Consider the following 16,670-nt stretch of genomic DNA (forward strand, 5'->3'; position numbering starts at 1 on the left):
ATTCGGCGCATGCGAGGAAGAGGACGGGTGGCCGCCCCGCCTGGCGAGGGCGCCGGGCGGGGCGGGGGGTCACACCGGAGCGCCAGTGGGTGTGGCTCGGCTCATCAAGAAAAGAGGGGGAGCACCGGGCGGTGCTCCCCCTCTGAACCTCGGTTCCTAGAAGTCGTCGTCGAAGGAGACCGAGCCCTCGACGGCGACCTGGTACGCGGAGACCCGGCGCTCGAAGAAGTTGGTCAGCTCCTGGACGTTCTGCAGCTCCATGAAGCCGAACGGGTTCGTCGAGCCGTAGCGGATCGGCAGGCCGAGGCGGGCCAGGCGCTGGTCGGCGACGGCCTGGAGGTACTCCCGCATCGAGGCGGTGTTCATGCCGGGCAGGCCGTCACCGCAGAGGTCCTGGGCGAACTGGAGTTCGGCCTCGACGGCCTCCTCCAGCATCTCGGTGACCTGCTTGGCCATCTCGTCGTCGAAGAGGTCGGGCTCCTCCTCGCGGACGGTGTCGACCACCGACATGGCGAAGTCCATGTGCATGGACTCGTCGCGGAACACCCAGTTGGTGCCGGTCGCCAGGCCGTGCAGCAGGCCCCGGCTGCGGAACCAGTACACGTACGCGAAGGCGCCGTAGAAGAACAGACCCTCCACACACGCCGCGAAGCAGATCAGGTTCAGGAGGAACGCGCGGCGGTCCTCCTTGGTCTGCAGCGAGTCGATGTGGTCGACCGCGTTCATGTACTTGAAGCAGAACTGGGCCTTCTGGCGGATGGAGGGGATGTTCTCCACCGCGGCGAAGGCCGCGTTGCGGTCCTCCGGGTCGGGCAGGTAGGTGTCCAGCAGCGTCAGGTAGAACTGGACGTGCACGGCCTCCTCGAACAGCTGCCGGCTCAGGTAGAGCCGGGCCTCCGGGGAGTTGATGTGCTTGTACAGGCTCAGCACCACGTTGTTGGAGACGATCGAGTCCCCGGTGGCGAAGAAGGCGACCAGTCGGCCGATGAGGTGGCGCTCGCCCTCGCTCAGCTTCGCCAGGTCGGCGACGTCCGAGTGGAGGTCCACCTCCTCGACGGTCCAGGTGTTCTTGATCGCGTCGCGGTACCGGTCGTAGAACGACGGGTAGCGCATCGGGCGCAGCGTCAGCTCGAAGCCGGGGTCGAGCAGCATCTTGTCGCGGTCTTCGGAGCTCATTACTGGCAGGCCTCGCAGGACTCGGGGTTCTCCAGGGAGCAGGCCAGCGCGGCCTCCTCCTCCGGGGTGAGGGTCGGCGTGCTCGCCGGGATCGTGTCGGCCGGAACGGGCGCGGCGGCGCGGGCGGTGCCCGAGGCGGCCTGGGCGATCCGGGTGGCCGGGCGCGAACGCAGGTAGTAGGTGGTCTTCAGACCGACCTTCCAGGCGTAGGCGTACATCGAGCTGAGCTTGCCGATGGTCGGCGCGGCCATGAACAGGTTCAGCGACTGGCTCTGGTCGATGTACGGCATGCGGGCCGCGGCCAGGTCGATCAGCGCGCGCTGCGGCAGCTCCCAGGCGGTGCGGTAGAGCGAGCGGACCTCGGCGGGCAGCCAGCCGAGCTCCTGCACCGAGCCGTTGGCGTCGCGCAGCGCGTCGCGGGTCTGCTGGTCCCAGACGCCCAGCTCCTTGAGGTCGCGCACCAGGTAGGGGTTGACCTGGAGGAACTCGCCGCTCAGGGTCTCGCGCTTGAACAGGTTGGACACCTGCGGCTCGATGCACTCGTACACGCCGGCGATGGACGCGATGGTCGCGGTCGGCGCGATGGCGAGCAGCAGCGAGTTGCGCAGGCCGGTCCCGGCGATCCGGGTGCGCAGCGCGGCCCAGCGGTCGGCCCACTCGGGCGCGGCGCTCGGGAAGTGGTCGATGTGCAGCTCGCCGCGGGCGGCGCGGGTCTCGCCGTAGGCCTCGTGGCGGCCCAGCTGCTCGGCCAGGTCGGCGGAGCGCTCGTACGCGGTGAGCATGATGCGCTCGGCGATGAGCGTGGACAGCCGCGCGGCCTCGGCGGAGTCGAAGTCGATCCGCAGCTTGAAGAAGACGTCCTGCAGGCCCATCACGCCGAGGCCCACCGGGCGCCAGCGGGAGTTGGAGGCGCCGGCCTCGGGGGTCGGGTAGAAGTTGATGTCCACCACGCGGTCGAGGAAGGTGACGGCGGTGCGGACGGTGGCGTCCAGGCGGTCCCAGTCCAGCGCGTTCAGCAGGTCGTCGGCCGACGCGCCCTCGGCGACGTGGGCGCCGAGGTTGACCGAGCCGAGGTTGCAGACGGCGGTCTCGGAGTCGTCGGTGACCTCCAGGATCTCGGTGCAGAGGTTGGAGCTGTGCACCGTGCGGCCCGGCAGCGCGGTCTGGTTGGCGGCGCGGTTGGAGGCGTCCTTGAAGGTCATCCAGCCGTTGCCGGTCTGCGCCAGGGTGCGCATCATCCGGGCGTAGAGGGTCTGCGCGGGGATGGTGCGCACGGCCTTGCCGGCCAGCTCGGCCTTGCGGTAGGCCTCGTCGAACTCCTCGCCCCACAGGTCGACCAGCTCGGGGACGTCGGCGGGGGAGAACAGCGACCAGTCGGCGTTGGCGTTGACCCGGCGCATGAACTCGTCCGGGATCCAGTGCGCCAGGTTGAGGTTGTGGGTGCGGCGCGCCTCCTCACCGGTGTTGTCGCGCAGCTCCAGGAACTCCTCGATGTCCGCGTGCCAGGTCTCCAGGTAGACGCAGGCCGCGCCCTTGCGGCGGCCGCCCTGGTTGACGGCGGCGACCGAGGAGTCCAGGGTGCGCAGGAAGGGCACGATGCCGTTGGACTTGCCGTTGGTGCCGCGGATCAGCGAGCCGCGGGAGCGGATCCGGGAGTAGGACAGGCCGATGCCGCCGGCGTGCTTGGACAGCCGGGCGATCTGCGCGTAGCGCGAGTAGATCGAGTCCAGGTTGTCCAGCGGGGAGTCCAGCAGGTAGCAGCTGGACATCTGCGGGTGCCGGGTGCCGGAGTTGAAGAGGGTCGGCGAGGAGGTCAGGTACTCCAGCCGGCTCATCAGGCGGTAGAGCTCGGCGACCTCGGCGACCGACTGCTCGCTGTCGCCGACCGCCAGGCCACAGGCGACGCGGAGCAGGAAGTACTGCGGGGTCTCGACGACCTTGCGGGTGATCGGGTGGCGCAGCAGGTAGCGGGACTGCACGGTGCGCAGGCCGAAGTACTCGAAGCGGTCGTCGCCCCGGGGGTCGACCAGGGCGTCCAGGGCGGCGGTGTGCTTGGCGACGAAGTCGGCGGTGGTGTCGCCGATCAGGCCCTCGGCGTGGCCGACCGCGATCGAGGTGGAGAACGAGACCACGCCCTGGCTCGCCGCCTCGTCCACGATCTCCAGCGCGAGCAGCCGGGCCGCGAGCTTGGAGTACTGGGGGTCCTCGGCGATCATCGACGCGGCGGCGTCGACGGCCAGCCCGCGCAGCTCGGCGAAGTCCGATCCGGCGTGGCGGCCGCGCAGCGCGGCGGCGGCGACATGGCCGGGGTCGACCTGGGGGAGGTCGGTGCTGCGGTCGGTCAGGAGGCGCAGGAGCGCACCGCCGGGGTCGGAGACCGTCGGGTCGGCGGGGGCGGAGCTGGAACCCTGGGCGGGCAGGGTGGCTGAGGCAGCGGTGGTCAAGGCGCTCTCTCCTGGCGGCGGTCGGCGGCGGTGCATCGGGTACCGGGCCGTTCGGGGCAGGGGAACTCGCCACACGGGCCCGAAGGCGCCGCGCGTGCCGTCCCCGGCCCGCCCGCGAGGCCCGGAAGGTGGTGCTGGTGCCATGGCCCCTGCGGGGAGGCTTCGGCACGCCGTCGGCAGGTACTCGGACTCGCGGCGTGCCTGGGGAGGCGGCCGCACACCGCTGCGGGGCAGTCCCGGATTCGCACCGGGTTCCCCTGCGTCGACAGCAGGGACGAGCATACATCTAGTGGTGCTCGCTCGATGCGACACCACATCTTGTGCAGCGTGGCGTGTTGCTCCCATGACCGGTGGTACCGGGACGGTCCCGTGGGCGCCTGCGCGGGGCCGTGTTCTGAAACGGATTGGTCACCGATCGGCCTCTCGTCCGGTGCATGCCCTACGATCTCGGCACATGAGCGAGGGAACGGGCGCTCCGGGGGACTGGGCCGGTAGGGCCGTGCCGCCGGAGCAGGGTCAGCAGCCTGGTGCGCCGGGGCAGGTGCCGCAGCATGGGCAGCCGCCGGTGGCGCCGCCCGGTGGTTTCGGGCCGCCCCCGACGCCGTACGCGCAGCCGGGAGGGGTGCCGCCGCAGGCTCCTCCGCCGGCGGTGCCGCACCTGCCGTCCGGCACGGTGCCGTACCCGCAGCCGGGGCCGGTGCCCGCGCCCCAGCCAGGGCCGCCGCCCGTGTCGCAGCCGCCGCAGCCGCAGCCGGTGGCCGGTGGGCCGACCCCGTTCGCCCCGCAGTGGCCCCAGCAGGGGGCCCAGCCGCCCGCGCCCGCGCCGTCCGCGACCGAGCCGGACTGGAACGCGATGGCGGACCGGCACGCCTCCGAGTCCCGCCGCCGCAAGCGGCGGTGGATCGGCGCCGTGGTGGCGGCCGCCGTCCTGGTCGGCGGGGTCGTCGGGGCCGCGGTGTGGATCAACGGCCGCGACAAGGGCGTCGACCCCAAGCCGATCGTGAGCGCGTCCACCACGGCCGGCAGCCCGTCCGCCACGGCCACCCCCACCGAGCAGGCGCTGGCGGTGATCTCCGACGCCGCCACCGACAGGCTGCCGGTCGACGCCGCGACGCTGTTCCCGGACCAGACCCGGACCGTCGACGGCAAGGTGTGGACCCGCCAGGTGACCGGCGCGACCGCCCCCTGCTCCAAGGCGACCACCGGCGGGCTCGGCCTCGCGCTCGGCGACGACACCTGCCGCTCGCTGGTCCGCGCGACGTACGTGAACGGCGAGAGCGCCGTCACGGTCGGCGTCGCGGTCTTCGACAACAAGGCGGGCGCGGACCGGGCGCTCGGCCGGCACGCGGGCCTGATCCAGGGCCTGTCCGGCACCGGGGTCGCGATGTTCTGCGTGACCGACAAGTCGGGCTGCGCCGAGACGCACGCGGCGATCGGCCGCTTCGGCTACTTCACGGTGGCCGGCTCGCTGAAGCAGGGCGAGGACCAGAGCGACCAGCTCGCGGCGGCCGCCGCCGTCTCGCTGGCGGGGCGTACGAAGGACGTGCTGCTGGCCCGGGGTTCGCGCGCGGGCTGACCGTCGGTCAGGGGGCGGCGGCCCAGGGGTGGTCGGTCGGGGGACGGCCGAGGCGGTCGGATAGGATGACCGCCCTCGGGGGAGGGATGTGGCCCCCCGTGGCCGCCCGGACGGGGAATCAGCGAGCAGGAGGTACCGCGCGGTGAGCGCTGCCGCCAATGCGACCACCAGACGGCGCAGAGCGGCGGGCCGCAGGCGCGGAACGGGCGAGCCCGTTCCGGACATGCTGCTGCCGGCGCCGCCCACTTCGCAGGAGAAGTACAGCTACACCATCCGCCACCAGTGGGTGCTGACCCTCTGTTCGATGGTGAGCTTCGGCTGCCTGGTGCTCAGTCAGGCCGAGCTGTACCTGTTGGGGTCGTGGTTCTGGCTCTGTGTGCCGTTCCTGCTCTTCACGGTCGTCTACTACGTGGTGTCGCTGCGCGTGAACAGCTTCACGCCCAACTTCGACATCAGGGAGCACCGCCGGCTGGTGCGGCAGTGGGACCCCGCCGAGTACCCGACGGTGGACGTCTTCCTGCCGGTCTGCGGCGAGCCGATCGAGGTGCTGCACAACACCTGGACGTACGTGCGCAAGCTGGCCGAGCACTACCCGGGCCTGGTCATGCCGTACGTGCTGGACGACGCGGCGAGCCCGGAGGTCGAGGCGATGGCCGCCGACTTCGGGTTCCGGTACGGGGTGCGGGAGAACCGCGGCTGGTTCAAGAAGGCCGGCAACCTGCACTACGGGTTCGGCCGCTCGGACGGCGAGTTCATCCTCATCCTGGACGCCGACTTCGCGCCCCGGCACGACCTCCTGCACGAGGTGCTGCCGTACCTGCGGCGGGACCCGAAGCTGGGCATCGTCCAGTCGCCGCAGTTCTTCCGGGTGCTGGACTCGCAGAACTGGATCGAGCGCGGGGCCGGCGCCATCCAGGAGCTGTTCTACCGCTCGGTCCAGGTCGCCCGGCAGCGCAACGACGGCGCGATCTGCGTCGGCAGCTGCGCCGTCTACCGGCGGGCCGCGCTGGTGGAGAACGGCGGCACCACGCTGATCGCCCACTCCGAGGACGTGCACACCGGCTTCGACCTGCGGGCCCTCGGCTGGGACCTGCAGTACATCCCGGTGGCCCTGTCCACCGGCGTCTGCCCGGACAACGCCGCGGCGTTCCAGAACCAGCAGTACCGCTGGTGCATGGGCTCGATGTCGCTGATGACCAGCCGCAAGTTCTGGCAGACCAGGCTCGACTTCACCACCCGGCTCTGCTACGTCTCCGGGTTCCTCTACTACATCCACACCGCGCTGCTGACCTTCGCGCTGCCGATGCTGCCGATCATGCTGCTGCTCTGGCGGCCGGACCTGCTGCAGGTCCAGCACCTGGTCCTGGTCATCCCGAGCCTGGTGTACGCGACCCTGATCTTCCCGCTCTGGCACCGGGCGCCGTACCGGCTGGAGGCCTGGGCGGGCCGGATGATGTACGGCTGGGCGCACTTCTTCGCGGTCTGGGACCTGATCCGCGGGCGCCAGCGCGGCTGGCAGCCGACCGGCTCCGGCAAGGCCAGGAACCGGCAGCGGCGGTTCTGGGCCGGCATCGTGGTCTGGGGCGGGGGCACCGCGCTGATCTGGGTGGTCGCGGCGGTCTACCGGATGTTCACGCTGTACCCGCTGGACTTCGCCCTGGTGCTCTCCTCGGGACTGTTCTACGCGGTGACGGTCGGCCGCATCCTCATCCAGCCCCGATCCCAGGACGCCGTGGCATGAGCCTCCCCACCAGCACCGCCGGCGCCGGCCGCCGGGCGAGTGCCGCACTGTTCCGCGCCCTCGCGGCGGCCCTGCTGGTGCTGCCGCTGGCCGCCTGCGACCTGCTCGCCGAGAAGCCGCTGGGCCCCGCGGCGGCGGCCGGCGCCGCCGCCGCGCCCTCCGCGGGGAGCACGGCCGCCGGCAGCCCGTCCGCGGGCAGCACGGCCGGCACCGCCCCGGCCACGCCGACCAGGACCGCCACCGCCGACGCCAAGCTGCCCTACGACGTCCGCCCGCTGCTCAAGCCGGCGAACAAGTACCTGGGCGTGGCCGTCGACGGCGCCCCGCAGTCGATGGCCGGCGTCGACGAGTTCGCCGGCCGGATCGGCAAGCGGCCCAACATCGTCGAGTACTACTCGGGCTGGGGCGACGAGTACGACGTCAACGGCGTCACCAACGCCTGGCAGGGCGGCGCGCTGCCGTTCATCGCCTGGGAGCCCTACAAGACGCCGCTGGCCGACATCGCGGCCGGCAAGCACGACGACTACGTCAAGCGCTACGCGGCGGCCGTGCGCAACACCAATGTGCCGGTCGCGATCAGCTTCGCCCACGAGTTCAACGGCACCTGGTACGACTGGGGCACCAAGACCACCACGGCGGCCGACTTCGTCGCCGCCTACCAGCACCTGCACGACGTCTTCACCCAGCTCGGCGTCGGCCAGGTGATCTGGGTCTGGAGCCCGAACAGCATCAACCCGGTGCCGACGGTGGCGCTCAAGCCGTACTACCCCGGTGACACCTACGTGGACTGGGTGGGCATCGTCGCCTACTACACCCACCTCGAGGCCGGCACCTTCGACACCCTCTACACGCCCACCCTCACCCAGATCCGCACCTTCACCAACAAGCCGTGGATCATCGCCGAGACGGGCTCCGAGCCGGGCACCCGCAAGGTGTCCGACATCTACAACCTCGCCGCGAACGTGATCAAGCGTCCCGACTGCCTGGGCTTCATCTGGTTCAACCTCAACAAGGAGGTCGACTGGCGGATCGAGGGCGACCCGCAGTCCCAGAACGCCTTCAAGCAGGCGGTGTCCGACGGCCGCTACAGCTTCGATGTGAAGAGCCCCTGATGACGTCCATCCCCACACCCCGCAACCGCATCGCCGAGGACGCGCCGGTCCGGGTACCCGACACCGGCGGTTCGTGGTTCGAGAGCCGCCGGCCGTCGCCGCCGGTCCCGCACCACGGGGAACGGCCCGAGGAGGGCGGGCGGTTCACCGAGGACCCGGCCGGGGACGGCCCGGCCGAGGGCGACCCGATCGACGAGGACCCGCCGGAGGACGATCCGGCCGAGGACGACCGGCCCGACGCCGACGCCCTCGCCGAGGAGGACCCGTCCGAGGGCGAGCGCCCCGAGGGCCCCGGCTACACCCTGCCGCCGGTCCCCGAGGCCAGCTGGACGCTCGACCCGGGCCGCCGCCGCTCGTGGATCAGCCGCGCGCTGCTGCTGGGCATCCTGCTGATCCAGACCGCGATGTCCGTCCGGCTGTCGAACACCGCGTTCCAGGACGAGGCGCTCTACATGTACGCCGGCCACGCGCAGCTCTCGCACTGGCTCTACGGCACCCCCGTCCCGAAGGACTACAACACCTACTTCTCCGGCGCGCCGACCCTGTACCCGATCGCGGCCGCGGTGCTGGAGAACCACTTCGGCATGCTCGGCGTGCGGCTGTTCAGCCTGGCCTGCATGCTGGGCTCGACCGCCGTGCTCTACGGCTTCACCCGGCGCCTGTTCAACGAGCGGGTGGCGCTCGGCGCCGCGGCGATGTTCGCGGTGACCCAGTCCACCGTGGTGCTCGGCTTCTTCGCCACCTACGACGCCCCGGCGGTGCTGCTGCTCGCCCTGGCGATCTGGCTGGTGGTGCGCACCGACCGGGCGCCCGCGGCGGCCGTCCTGCTCGCCGCCCCGTTCGCGGTGCTGGCGGTCGGGCTGAAGTACGCCTCGGCGCTCTACCTGCCCAGCCTGGTGCTGCTGGCGGTGCTGACCGGGCGGCGGGACCGCAACCGCCAGCCGCTGCTGCGCGGACTGCTGCTCGCGGGCGGTGCGGGCGGCCTGCTCTGGCTGGGGATGACCTTCACCGACGTCCTCAAGGGTGTTCGGGCGACCACCACCCAGCGCGCCCACGGCACCGAGCCGTGGACCGAACTGGCTCGCCAGTGCGTGGAGTTCGGCGGCCTGATGTTCGTCACCGCGGTCGGCGGCGCGGTCGCGTACGCGCTGCGCGGGCGGATGAACGAGTCGCCGCTGGTGCGCACCATGACCGGGCCCGGCCGCCGCCGCCGGATCCTGCTCGGCCTGCTGCTCACCGGCACCGCGCTGCTCGCCCCCGCCTACCAGATGCACCTCAACACCTCGGTGGCGCTGTACAAGCACCTCGGCTTCGGCCTGCTGTTCGCCGCCCCGATGGCCGGCATCGGCCTGGCCCGGCTGGTCGGCCCGCACTTCCGCCACCCGCAACTGGGCATCCTGCTCTGGGTGGTGACGCTGGCGCTCGGACTCACCCAGTCGACCTGGCGGTTCGACACCTGGCCCGACTCCACCCGGATGACCGAGGTGGTCCGCCAGCACGTGACCAGCACCGGCCGCTACCTGGCCTCGGCCGACAACGTCCCGGTCTACTACACCCGCGACCTGACGCTGCAGAGCCAGTGGACCTCCACCTACGGCATCGGGTACGTCGACCGGGCGGGCGCGCTGCACACCGGCGACGACGGCTACCGGACCGCCATCGCGGACGGCTGGTTCGACCTGGTGGTGCTCGACGGCGTCGCCACCCCGGACACCGACCGGGTGGTGGCGGAGGCGATCGGGCAGAGCCCGCACTACCGGCTGCTCGGGCGCATTCCCTTCACACACGTCGGTGGAACCGGGTACTACCGGATCTGGGTCAAACAGTAGCGATGACCACCCCGATCAGGGCGACGGCCGCGGCGGCGAACCAGCCGCCGGCGCCGAGCCACCCGCCGAAGCCCCCGTTCCCGCCCGCGCCGGCCGCACCGCCCGCCCCGGCGGTGCCGCCGCCGGACGCCGACGAGCGGGTCCCGCAGTGGCGGGCCGCGCTCGGCGTCGCCCTGCCGCCGGCGCTGCTCGCGCTGGCGCTCTGCCTCTACGGCAGCGGGGACCGCCAGCTCTGGCGCGACGAGCACGCCTCCTGGTGGGCGGCCGGCCTGTCCTGGTCCGACCTCGGCGCGCTGCTCGGGAACATGGACCTGGTGCTGGCGCCCTACTACGTGCTGCTCCACCTGTGGACCGCGGTGGCGGGCGACTCCGAGGCCGCGCTGCGGCTGCCCTCGGCGCTCGCCATGACCGCCGCCGCCGGCTGCCTGGCGCTGCTCGGCCGGCGCCTGCTCTCCCCGCGGGCCGGACTGCTCGGCGGCCTGGTGTTCGCGCTCTGCCCCGCGGTCACCTGGTACGGCCAGGACGCCCGGCCGTACGCCTTCGCGGTGCTGGCGGCCGTCGGCAGCACCCTGGTGCTCACCCGGCTGGTCCAGGCCCGTCCGGGGCCGCTGCCGGCCGCGCCGCGCACCGCCCTGCTCGGCTGGGCGGGCTACGGGCTCACCGTGGTCGCGATGGGGCTGACCCACCTGGTGACGCTGATGGTGCTGCCCGCCCACCTGCTGCTGGTGGCCCGGGAGTTCCGCCGCACACCGGCCGCGCCGGAGGAGGACGGCGCCCGCTGGGTGCTGCTCGGCCGCTGGGCGCTGGCCTCGGCGGGGGCGGTACTGCTGCTGAGCCCGCTGCTGCTGCTCGGCGCCGGGCAGAGCGGGCAGATCGCCTGGAACGAGCGGGACTGGTCCGACCTCGGCGCGCTGGTCACGGACCTGGCCGGGTCCACCGCGCTCGGCTGGACCCTGCTGGTGGTGGGCGTGCTGGGCGCGGCGAGCCTGCTGGTGCTGCGCCAGCGGGCGGCCGGTCCGCTGATCTGCTGGGCGCTGCTGCCGGTGCTGCTGACCCTGGGGACCACGCACTGGCTGCACCTGTTCCTGGCCCGCTACCTGCTCTTCACGGTGCCCGCCTGGGCCCTGCTGGGCGCCGAGGCGGTCGGGCGGCTGCCCGGCCTGGTCGCCCGGTTCGCCGCCTCCGGCACGCCGCCGCGCTGGGTGGCCGGTCCGGCCCCGGTGGTGGCCGCCGTCGCGCTGACCGCCGTGCTCGCCTGGCCCGCCCAGGCCACCGTGCGGCACGACCTGGCCGGCGAGGCGGACGCCAGGGCCGCCGCCCGGCTGATCGGCGGACAGCTGCGGCCGGGCGACGGCGTGGTGTACGAGCCGGGCAGCTCGCTGCGCCGGTCGATGGCCTACGAGCTGCGGGGCCGCCCGGCGCCCGCGGACGTCCTGCTGCGGGTGTCCGCGGAGGAGGCGGGCAGCTTCGGCGCGCTGGAGTGCGAGGAGCCGGCCCGCTGCCTGGCCGGCACCCGGCGGATCTGGCTGCTGGTGTCCGGCGCCGACCGGCGGCCGTTCGGCGCCGTCTCGGACAAGGTGGCCAAGGAGCTGAACGGGTTCCGCCAGGTCCGCACCGAGAACCTGCCGCACCTGCGGGTGGTGCTGCTGGAGCGCAAGACCGGGTGACCGGTCAGAAGACCATGCTGTAGACCATCAGGTCGACGCCCGGGATCGGCGACCAGTCGCGCTCCGGGTCGCGGCGGAAGCCGACCCGCTCGTAGATCCGGTGCGCCGTGGTCATCTCCCGCTGGGTGGAGAACGCCATGCCGGCCAGGCCGAGCTCGCGGCTGCGGGTGAGCGCGGCGCGCACCAGGGACTCGCCGGCGCCCCGCCCGCGGGCGGCCGGGGCGGTGGCGAGCATCCGGATCTCGCCCTCCTCGGGGGTGGCGATGTCCGCCCACGTGGTGCCGCCGACCGCGAAGGTGACGGTGCCGAGGAGGGTCCCGTCGGCCGCGTCCACCGCGACGAGGAGTTCGGCCTCGGCGGCCCGGGTGGCCGCGTCGCGCAGCCGGTGCACGTACTGGCCCTCGGGCGAGGTGAAGCCGTCGTCGACGAAGGCCTGGGCGGTTATGCGGCCGGCTTCCTCGAACTCCTCGGCGCGGGCCGGGCGGATGACGATGTCCATCCGGCCAGTGTGCCGGAATCCCGGGGAACGGTGCTGAGCGGGGTGCGGGCCTCCGCTTCGGGGGCGGGAACGGTGGCGGAGACGGCCGCGATGGGGACGGCCGCGGCGGGGACGGCGGCGGGGTCGGCGGACGGGCGGAGCGAGGCGGCGGGCAGGGTGCCGTAGAGCCGGTCCAGCAGGGCGGGGTCGTCGGGGTAGCCGCCCGGACGGTGCCAGTTGTCGCGTCCGGTGGCCCTCTGCCGGGCCACCTCGCGTCCGATCAGGGCGCCGAGCAGGCCGAACCCGCCGACGGCCCCGAGCAGGGCGAGTGCGCTGGCGAGCGTGTCGGAATCCATGGCTCCACCCTCCTGGAGGCGGCCGAGGGCGGCGAGTGGCAGGAATGCCTTATTGCATCGAAAAACTGCCAGCGGGCGGGTTACCCTGGCGGCATGCTGAAGAACGTCGTGGCCGTCGTCATGGAGGACGTCCACCCCTTCGAACTCGGGGTCGCCTGCGAGGTGTTCGGGCTGGACCGGAGCGAGGACGGCCTGCCCGCCTACGACTTCGCGCTCGCCGGCGCCCGCCCGGGCCCGCACCGCACCCACGCCGGCTTCGCCGTCGACGTCCCGCACGGGCCCGAACGGCTCGCCACCGCCGACCTGGTGGTGGTCACCGCCTCCTCGATGAGCGGCGAGTACCCGGCCCCGCTGCTGGACGCGCTGCGGGCGACCGTCGAGCGCGGCGCCCGGGTGCTGTCCATCTGCAGCGGCGCCTTCGTGCTCGGCGCCGCCGGCCTGCTGGACGGCCGCCGGGCCACCACGCACTGGCGGTACACCGCCGAGTTGGCCGCCCGCCATCCGAGGACCACCGTCGAGCCGGACGTCCTCTACGTGGACGACGACCCGGTGATCACCTCCGCCGGTACCGCGGCCGGCATCGACGCCTGCCTGCACCTGGTGCGCAAGGTGCAGGGCGCCGAGGTGGCCCGGGCGATCGCCCGCCGGATGGTGGTGGCGCCGCACCGGGAGGGCGGGCAGGCCCAGTTCGTGCACCGGCCGCTGCCGGAGGGCGGCGGCGAATCGCTCGCCCCGCTGCTCGACTGGATGCGCCACCACCTGGACGAGGAGTCGACCGTCGAGCAGCTGGCCGCCCGGGTCCACATGTCGCCGCGCACCTTCGCCCGGCGCTTCCACCAGGAGACCGGCACCACCCCGCACCGCTGGCTGATCGGGCAGCGGCTGCTGCTCGCCCAGCGGCTGCTGGAGTCGACCACCGAGCCGGTGGACGCCATCGCCGCCCGCTGCGGCTTCGGCAACGCGGCCACCCTGCGCCACCACTTCGGCCGCCGGCTGGGCACCACCCCGCTGGCGTACCGCCGCTGCTTCGCCGAGCCCGCGGCCGAGGTCGCCGTCCGGGGCTAGCGGCGCGGGTCTAGCGGCACGGGTCCGAGCGCGCGGGTCCGAGCGGCCCCCCGGGGGGGCTCAGCCCGCGTCCTCCAGGTGCCCGGTCTGGTTCCAGCGGTCCGGGCGCAGCCGGCCGCCCTCGGCCCGCCAGACGCTCGCGGAGCAGTTGCGCACCGGCTCCAGCGCGGTCAGCTGCTCCTCGGTGAGCCGGTCCAGCACGTACCGGAGCATGAGCACCGTGCAGTCGTGCGCGACCAGCAGCACCGGCCGCCCGGCCTCCTCCGCGCAGATGTCGCGCAGCACGCTGCGCACCCGCAGCGCCACGTCGGCCCAGGACTCGCCGCCGGGCGGGCGGTAGTACAGCTCGCCCATCTTCCGCCGCCGGGCCGCCTCCCCGGGGTGGTCGGTCTCGATGGCGGCCTTGGGCAGCATCTCCAGGACGCCGAGCTCGCGGTCGCGCAGCCGCTCGTCGTAGCGCACGGCGAGCGAGACCGGGACGGCGCCGAGGCCGGCGGCCTGGGCGAGGGCGATCCGGGCGGTCTCGGCGGTGCGCACGTAGGGCGAGCACCAGACGCTGCGCGGCCGGTCGGCGCTGGGCAGGGCGGCCCACCAGCGGCCGAGCGCGTGGGCCTGCTGCTGGCCGTGCAGGGAGAGCGGGATGTCCGCGTCCCGGCTGCTGATCGGCACGCTGAGCGCGCCGACCGCCTCGGCGAGCTGGAACTCGACGTTGGCGGTGGACTCCCCGTGGCGGGTGGCGATCAGGACGGAGGGGACGGGGGGCAGCCCGGTGACCGCGGTGGCCGCGGCGGCGCCCGCGGTCCGGTGCGGGACGGGCCGGTGCCGTCCGTCGGTGTGGTGCTGGCCGTTGAGGGTGGTGCCGAGTTCTGCCATTGCCGCCGCTCCCCGTGGGTCGATCAGTTGCCGGCCGGTTGCCGGTCCGGTCTGGTTGGTGCCCTGAGTGTGGTGCCCCATGCATCCGGCTGTTCATACATATGATCGCGCCGCCCCCTCCAGTGTTGGCGGAGGAGACGGCGCGACCACAGGGCGCGCGGGGCGTATCAGTGCGCCGCCACGGGCTCCGGCGCGTCCAGGGGCTCCTTCTCGCCGCCCTCGGCGCTGTAGTCGCCCGGCCGGGTCTCGTCCGGCCCGTCCGGCGCCTTGGCGGCGCGCAGCACCAGGGTGAGCGCCACCGAGACCAGCAGGTTGAGGACGAAGGCGGTGAGCCCGATGTAGCCGATCTCGCCGATGCCGGGGATCTCGGCGGCGTTCCCGCCGAAGTGCCTGGTCTTGGGGGTGGCGATCCCGTAGGCCTTCCAGGTGCCGTAGACCATGCCGGCCGCCCAGCCGGCGAGCAGCGCCCAGTGGTGGAACCAGCGGGTGAACAGGCCGCCGACGATCGAGACGAAGGTCTGCAGGATCCACAGGCCGCCGAGCAGCTGGAGGTTGATCGCCGCCTGCTTGTCCATGCCGAGCACGAAGACCAGCGCGCCGACCTTCACCAGCAGCGAGACCAGCTTGGCGATCCGGGTCTCGTCGGCCGGGGTGGCGGAGGGCCTCAGGTACTCCTTGTAGACGTTGCGGGTGAACAGGTTCGCCGCCGCGATGGACATGATCGCCGCCGGGACGAGCGCGCCGATGCCGATCGCCGCGAAGGCGACGCCGGTGAACCAGTCGGGGAACATGTTCTCGAACAGCTGCGGCACCGAGAGCTGGGTGTTGAAGTCCTTGTCGCCCTTGCCGACCCCGGCCGCGACGGCCATGTAGCCGAGCAGCGCCAGCAGCCCCAGCATCAGCGAGTACGCGGGCATGATCGCCATGTTCCGGCGCACCGTGTTGCGGGACTTGCTCGCCAGCACGCCGGTCACCGAGTGCGGGTACATGAACAGCGCCATCGCCGAGCCGAGCGCGAGCGTCGCGTACGTCCACTGCTTGTTCTCCGGCACGGTGAGCGAGCCGCCCGACCTGGGGGCGGCGAACTTCTCGCCGACCGTGTCGAAGATGTGGCCGTAGCCGCCGAGCCGGATCGGGATGTAGATCACCGCGACGATGATCACCAGGTAGACCAGGGCGTCCTTGACGAAGGCGATCAGCGCCGGCGCCCGCAGCCCCGAGGAGTAGGTGTACGCGGCGAGCACGCCGAAGGCGATGAACAGCGGCAGGTCCTTGACGAACCAGTTGGCGCTCTCGCCGCCGCCGACGCCCAGCACGTCCAGCACCGCCTGGATGCCGACCAGCTGGAGCGCGATGTACGGCATGGTGGCGAGGATGCCGGTCAGCGCGACCATCAGGGACAGCGGCCGGGAGCCGTAGCGCCCGCGCACGAAGTCCGCGGGGGTGACGTAGCCGTGCACCCGGGAGACCGACCAGAGCCGGGGGAGGAAGAGGAAGACCAGCGGGTAGGCGATGATCGTGTAGGGGACGGCGAAGAAGCCCGCGGCGCCGGTCGCGTAGACGGCGGCGGGCACGGCGACGAAGGTGTACGCGGTGTAGAGGTCGCCGCCGAGCAGGAACCAGGTGATCCAGGTCCCGAAGCTGCGCCCGCCGAGGCCCCACTCGTCGAGGTGCAGCGCGTTGTCGGCGCGCCGCCACCGGGAGGCGAGGAAGCCCATCACGGTGACCAGCAGGAAGAAGAGGACGAACACCGCCAGCGCGGGCGCGTTGACCCCGTTCATCGGGCGCCACCCGCCTTGCGCGCCGTCCGGGCGGCCCGGCGGGCCTTCTCGTCCCGGTTGACCAGCAGGTAGGCGGCGACCGTGAAGACGGCCGAGACCGGCACCCAGAGCAGCTGGTACCAGTAGAAGAAGGGGACGCCGCCCACTTCGGGGTCGGGCTTGTCGTACGAGCCCACCCAGAGCAGCGCGACGACCGGTACCAGCAGGGCGAGGCCGGCCAGCACCCGCTCGGGGGTGACCGCCGGGAGGTCGGGCCCCCCGGGCTCGTCCGGCTCCTCTGGCTCGGGCATGACAGATCGGTCGGTGAGGTCTGACGACATGGTTCGGCTCCGCTTCGGAGGGTTCACCTCGCCGGCGCCGCAACCCCCGGGAAGCCGCACGCCCCCGTTGGTCCGCCGAGCAGCACCACTGGTGATCGGCAGTCAGTACGGATGCGGAATCTAGAGCATCACGTGATCCGTGTCACCGGATTCACGACAACTTCCCGCCATCCGGGCTTCCCGCGCGCCGGGGAGATGCGACGGGCCCCGGCGCGCAGGGGGTGCGCGCCGGGGCCCGGACGTGCGCGGGCG

At 72.9% G+C, this 16,670-nt stretch carries 13 protein-coding genes and 1 riboswitch; of the genes, 6 read left to right on the forward strand and 7 right to left on the reverse strand.

What is annotated here, in order from left to right:
• Window positions 1–156: 156 nt before the first annotated feature.
• On the reverse strand, window positions 157–1,176 hold the full coding sequence (locus tag ABZW10_RS14025) for a ribonucleotide-diphosphate reductase subunit beta (protein ID WP_355363870.1): 1,020 nt from the start codon (window positions 1,174–1,176) through the stop codon (window positions 157–159).
• Window positions 1,176–3,596: a ribonucleoside-diphosphate reductase subunit alpha gene (locus ABZW10_RS14030; RefSeq protein ID WP_355364038.1), complete on the reverse strand. Its 2,421-nt coding sequence runs from the start codon at window positions 3,594–3,596 to the stop codon at window positions 1,176–1,178. The genes ABZW10_RS14025 and ABZW10_RS14030 overlap by 1 nt, the downstream gene beginning before the upstream one ends.
• Before the next feature lie 181 nt (window positions 3,597–3,777).
• Window positions 3,778–3,919: riboswitch (cobalamin riboswitch) on the reverse strand.
• 428 nt (window positions 3,920–4,347) lie between these two features.
• Between ABZW10_RS14030 and ABZW10_RS14035 the strand changes: the two genes are divergently transcribed.
• The 5 genes from ABZW10_RS14035 to ABZW10_RS14055 all read left to right on the forward strand — a co-directional run bounded on the left by ABZW10_RS14035 (window position 4,348) and on the right by ABZW10_RS14055 (window position 11,545).
• Window positions 4,348–5,196: a hypothetical protein gene (locus tag ABZW10_RS14035; RefSeq protein ID WP_355363873.1), complete on the forward strand. Its 849-nt coding sequence runs from the start codon at window positions 4,348–4,350 to the stop codon at window positions 5,194–5,196.
• A gap of 223 nt (window positions 5,197–5,419) precedes the next feature.
• Window positions 5,420–6,937, forward strand: coding sequence for a cellulose synthase catalytic subunit (locus ABZW10_RS14040; RefSeq protein ID WP_355364041.1), 1,518 nt, complete (start codon window positions 5,420–5,422; stop codon window positions 6,935–6,937).
• Complete coding sequence (locus tag ABZW10_RS14045; protein ID WP_355363876.1) at window positions 6,934–8,049, forward strand: glycosyl hydrolase; 1,116 nt, start codon at window positions 6,934–6,936, stop codon at window positions 8,047–8,049. Before ABZW10_RS14040 ends, ABZW10_RS14045 begins: the two co-directional genes overlap by 4 nt.
• Window positions 8,049–9,878, forward strand: coding sequence for a glycosyltransferase family 39 protein (locus ABZW10_RS14050; protein WP_355363879.1), 1,830 nt, complete (start codon window positions 8,049–8,051; stop codon window positions 9,876–9,878). The genes ABZW10_RS14045 and ABZW10_RS14050 overlap by 1 nt, the downstream gene beginning before the upstream one ends.
• A gap of 2 nt (window positions 9,879–9,880) precedes the next feature.
• Window positions 9,881–11,545, forward strand: coding sequence for a glycosyltransferase family 39 protein (locus ABZW10_RS14055; protein WP_355363882.1), 1,665 nt, complete (start codon window positions 9,881–9,883; stop codon window positions 11,543–11,545).
• Window positions 11,546–11,549: 4 nt separating this feature from the next.
• Here ABZW10_RS14055 and ABZW10_RS14060 read toward each other — a convergent pair whose 3' ends face one another.
• Together ABZW10_RS14060 and ABZW10_RS14065 are read right to left on the reverse strand one after the other, a co-directional pair.
• Window positions 11,550–12,044 (reverse strand): GNAT family N-acetyltransferase, encoded by a 495-nt coding sequence (locus ABZW10_RS14060; protein WP_355363885.1) that lies wholly within the window; start codon window positions 12,042–12,044, stop codon window positions 11,550–11,552.
• Complete coding sequence (locus ABZW10_RS14065) at window positions 11,987–12,379, reverse strand: hypothetical protein (protein ID WP_355363888.1); 393 nt, start codon at window positions 12,377–12,379, stop codon at window positions 11,987–11,989. The genes ABZW10_RS14060 and ABZW10_RS14065 overlap by 58 nt, the downstream gene beginning before the upstream one ends.
• Before the next feature lie 93 nt (window positions 12,380–12,472).
• Between ABZW10_RS14065 and ABZW10_RS14070 the strand changes: the two genes are divergently transcribed.
• Window positions 12,473–13,444 (forward strand): helix-turn-helix domain-containing protein, encoded by a 972-nt coding sequence (locus ABZW10_RS14070; protein WP_355363891.1) that lies wholly within the window; start codon window positions 12,473–12,475, stop codon window positions 13,442–13,444.
• Window positions 13,445–13,504: 60 nt separating this feature from the next.
• Here ABZW10_RS14070 and ABZW10_RS14075 read toward each other — a convergent pair whose 3' ends face one another.
• The 3 genes from ABZW10_RS14075 to ABZW10_RS14085 form a co-directional block, all read right to left on the reverse strand.
• Entirely contained in the window at window positions 13,505–14,317 is an 813-nt protein-coding gene (locus tag ABZW10_RS14075; protein ID WP_355363894.1) for a histidine phosphatase family protein, read from the reverse strand.
• 167 nt (window positions 14,318–14,484) lie between these two features.
• Entirely contained in the window at window positions 14,485–16,098 is a 1,614-nt protein-coding gene (gene mctP, locus ABZW10_RS14080) for a monocarboxylate uptake permease MctP (protein ID WP_355363897.1), read from the reverse strand.
• On the reverse strand, window positions 16,095–16,388 hold the full coding sequence (locus tag ABZW10_RS14085; protein WP_355363900.1) for a DUF3311 domain-containing protein: 294 nt from the start codon (window positions 16,386–16,388) through the stop codon (window positions 16,095–16,097). The genes mctP and ABZW10_RS14085 overlap by 4 nt, the downstream gene beginning before the upstream one ends.
• Window positions 16,389–16,670 lie beyond the last annotated feature (282 nt).

It is taken from the genome of Kitasatospora sp. NPDC004723, from assembly GCF_040609255.1.
GTDB lineage: Bacteria > Actinomycetota > Actinomycetes > Streptomycetales > Streptomycetaceae > Kitasatospora.

Bases quoted from the DNA above. Each gene is read 5' to 3' on its own strand.
- ABZW10_RS14025 (WP_355363870.1), bottom strand. From the start codon at position 1,176: ATGAGCTCCGAAGACCGCGACAAGATGCTGCTCGACCCCGGCTTCGAG.
- ABZW10_RS14085 (WP_355363900.1), bottom strand. From the start codon at position 16,388: ATGCCCGAGCCAGAGGAGCCGGACGAGCCCGGGGGGCCCGACCTCCCG.
- ABZW10_RS14040 (WP_355364041.1), top strand. From the start codon at position 5,420: ATGCTGCTGCCGGCGCCGCCCACTTCGCAGGAGAAGTACAGCTACACC.
- mctP (WP_355363897.1), bottom strand. From the start codon at position 16,098: ATGAACGGGGTCAACGCGCCCGCGCTGGCGGTGTTCGTCCTCTTCTTC.
- ABZW10_RS14065 (WP_355363888.1), bottom strand. From the start codon at position 12,379: ATGGATTCCGACACGCTCGCCAGCGCACTCGCCCTGCTCGGGGCCGTC.
- ABZW10_RS14045 (WP_355363876.1), top strand. From the start codon at position 6,934: ATGAGCCTCCCCACCAGCACCGCCGGCGCCGGCCGCCGGGCGAGTGCC.
- ABZW10_RS14055 (WP_355363882.1), top strand. From the start codon at position 9,881: ATGACCACCCCGATCAGGGCGACGGCCGCGGCGGCGAACCAGCCGCCG.
- ABZW10_RS14070 (WP_355363891.1), top strand. From the start codon at position 12,473: ATGCTGAAGAACGTCGTGGCCGTCGTCATGGAGGACGTCCACCCCTTC.
- ABZW10_RS14060 (WP_355363885.1), bottom strand. From the start codon at position 12,044: ATGGACATCGTCATCCGCCCGGCCCGCGCCGAGGAGTTCGAGGAAGCC.
- ABZW10_RS14075 (WP_355363894.1), bottom strand. From the start codon at position 14,317: ATGGCAGAACTCGGCACCACCCTCAACGGCCAGCACCACACCGACGGA.
- ABZW10_RS14050 (WP_355363879.1), top strand. From the start codon at position 8,049: ATGACGTCCATCCCCACACCCCGCAACCGCATCGCCGAGGACGCGCCG.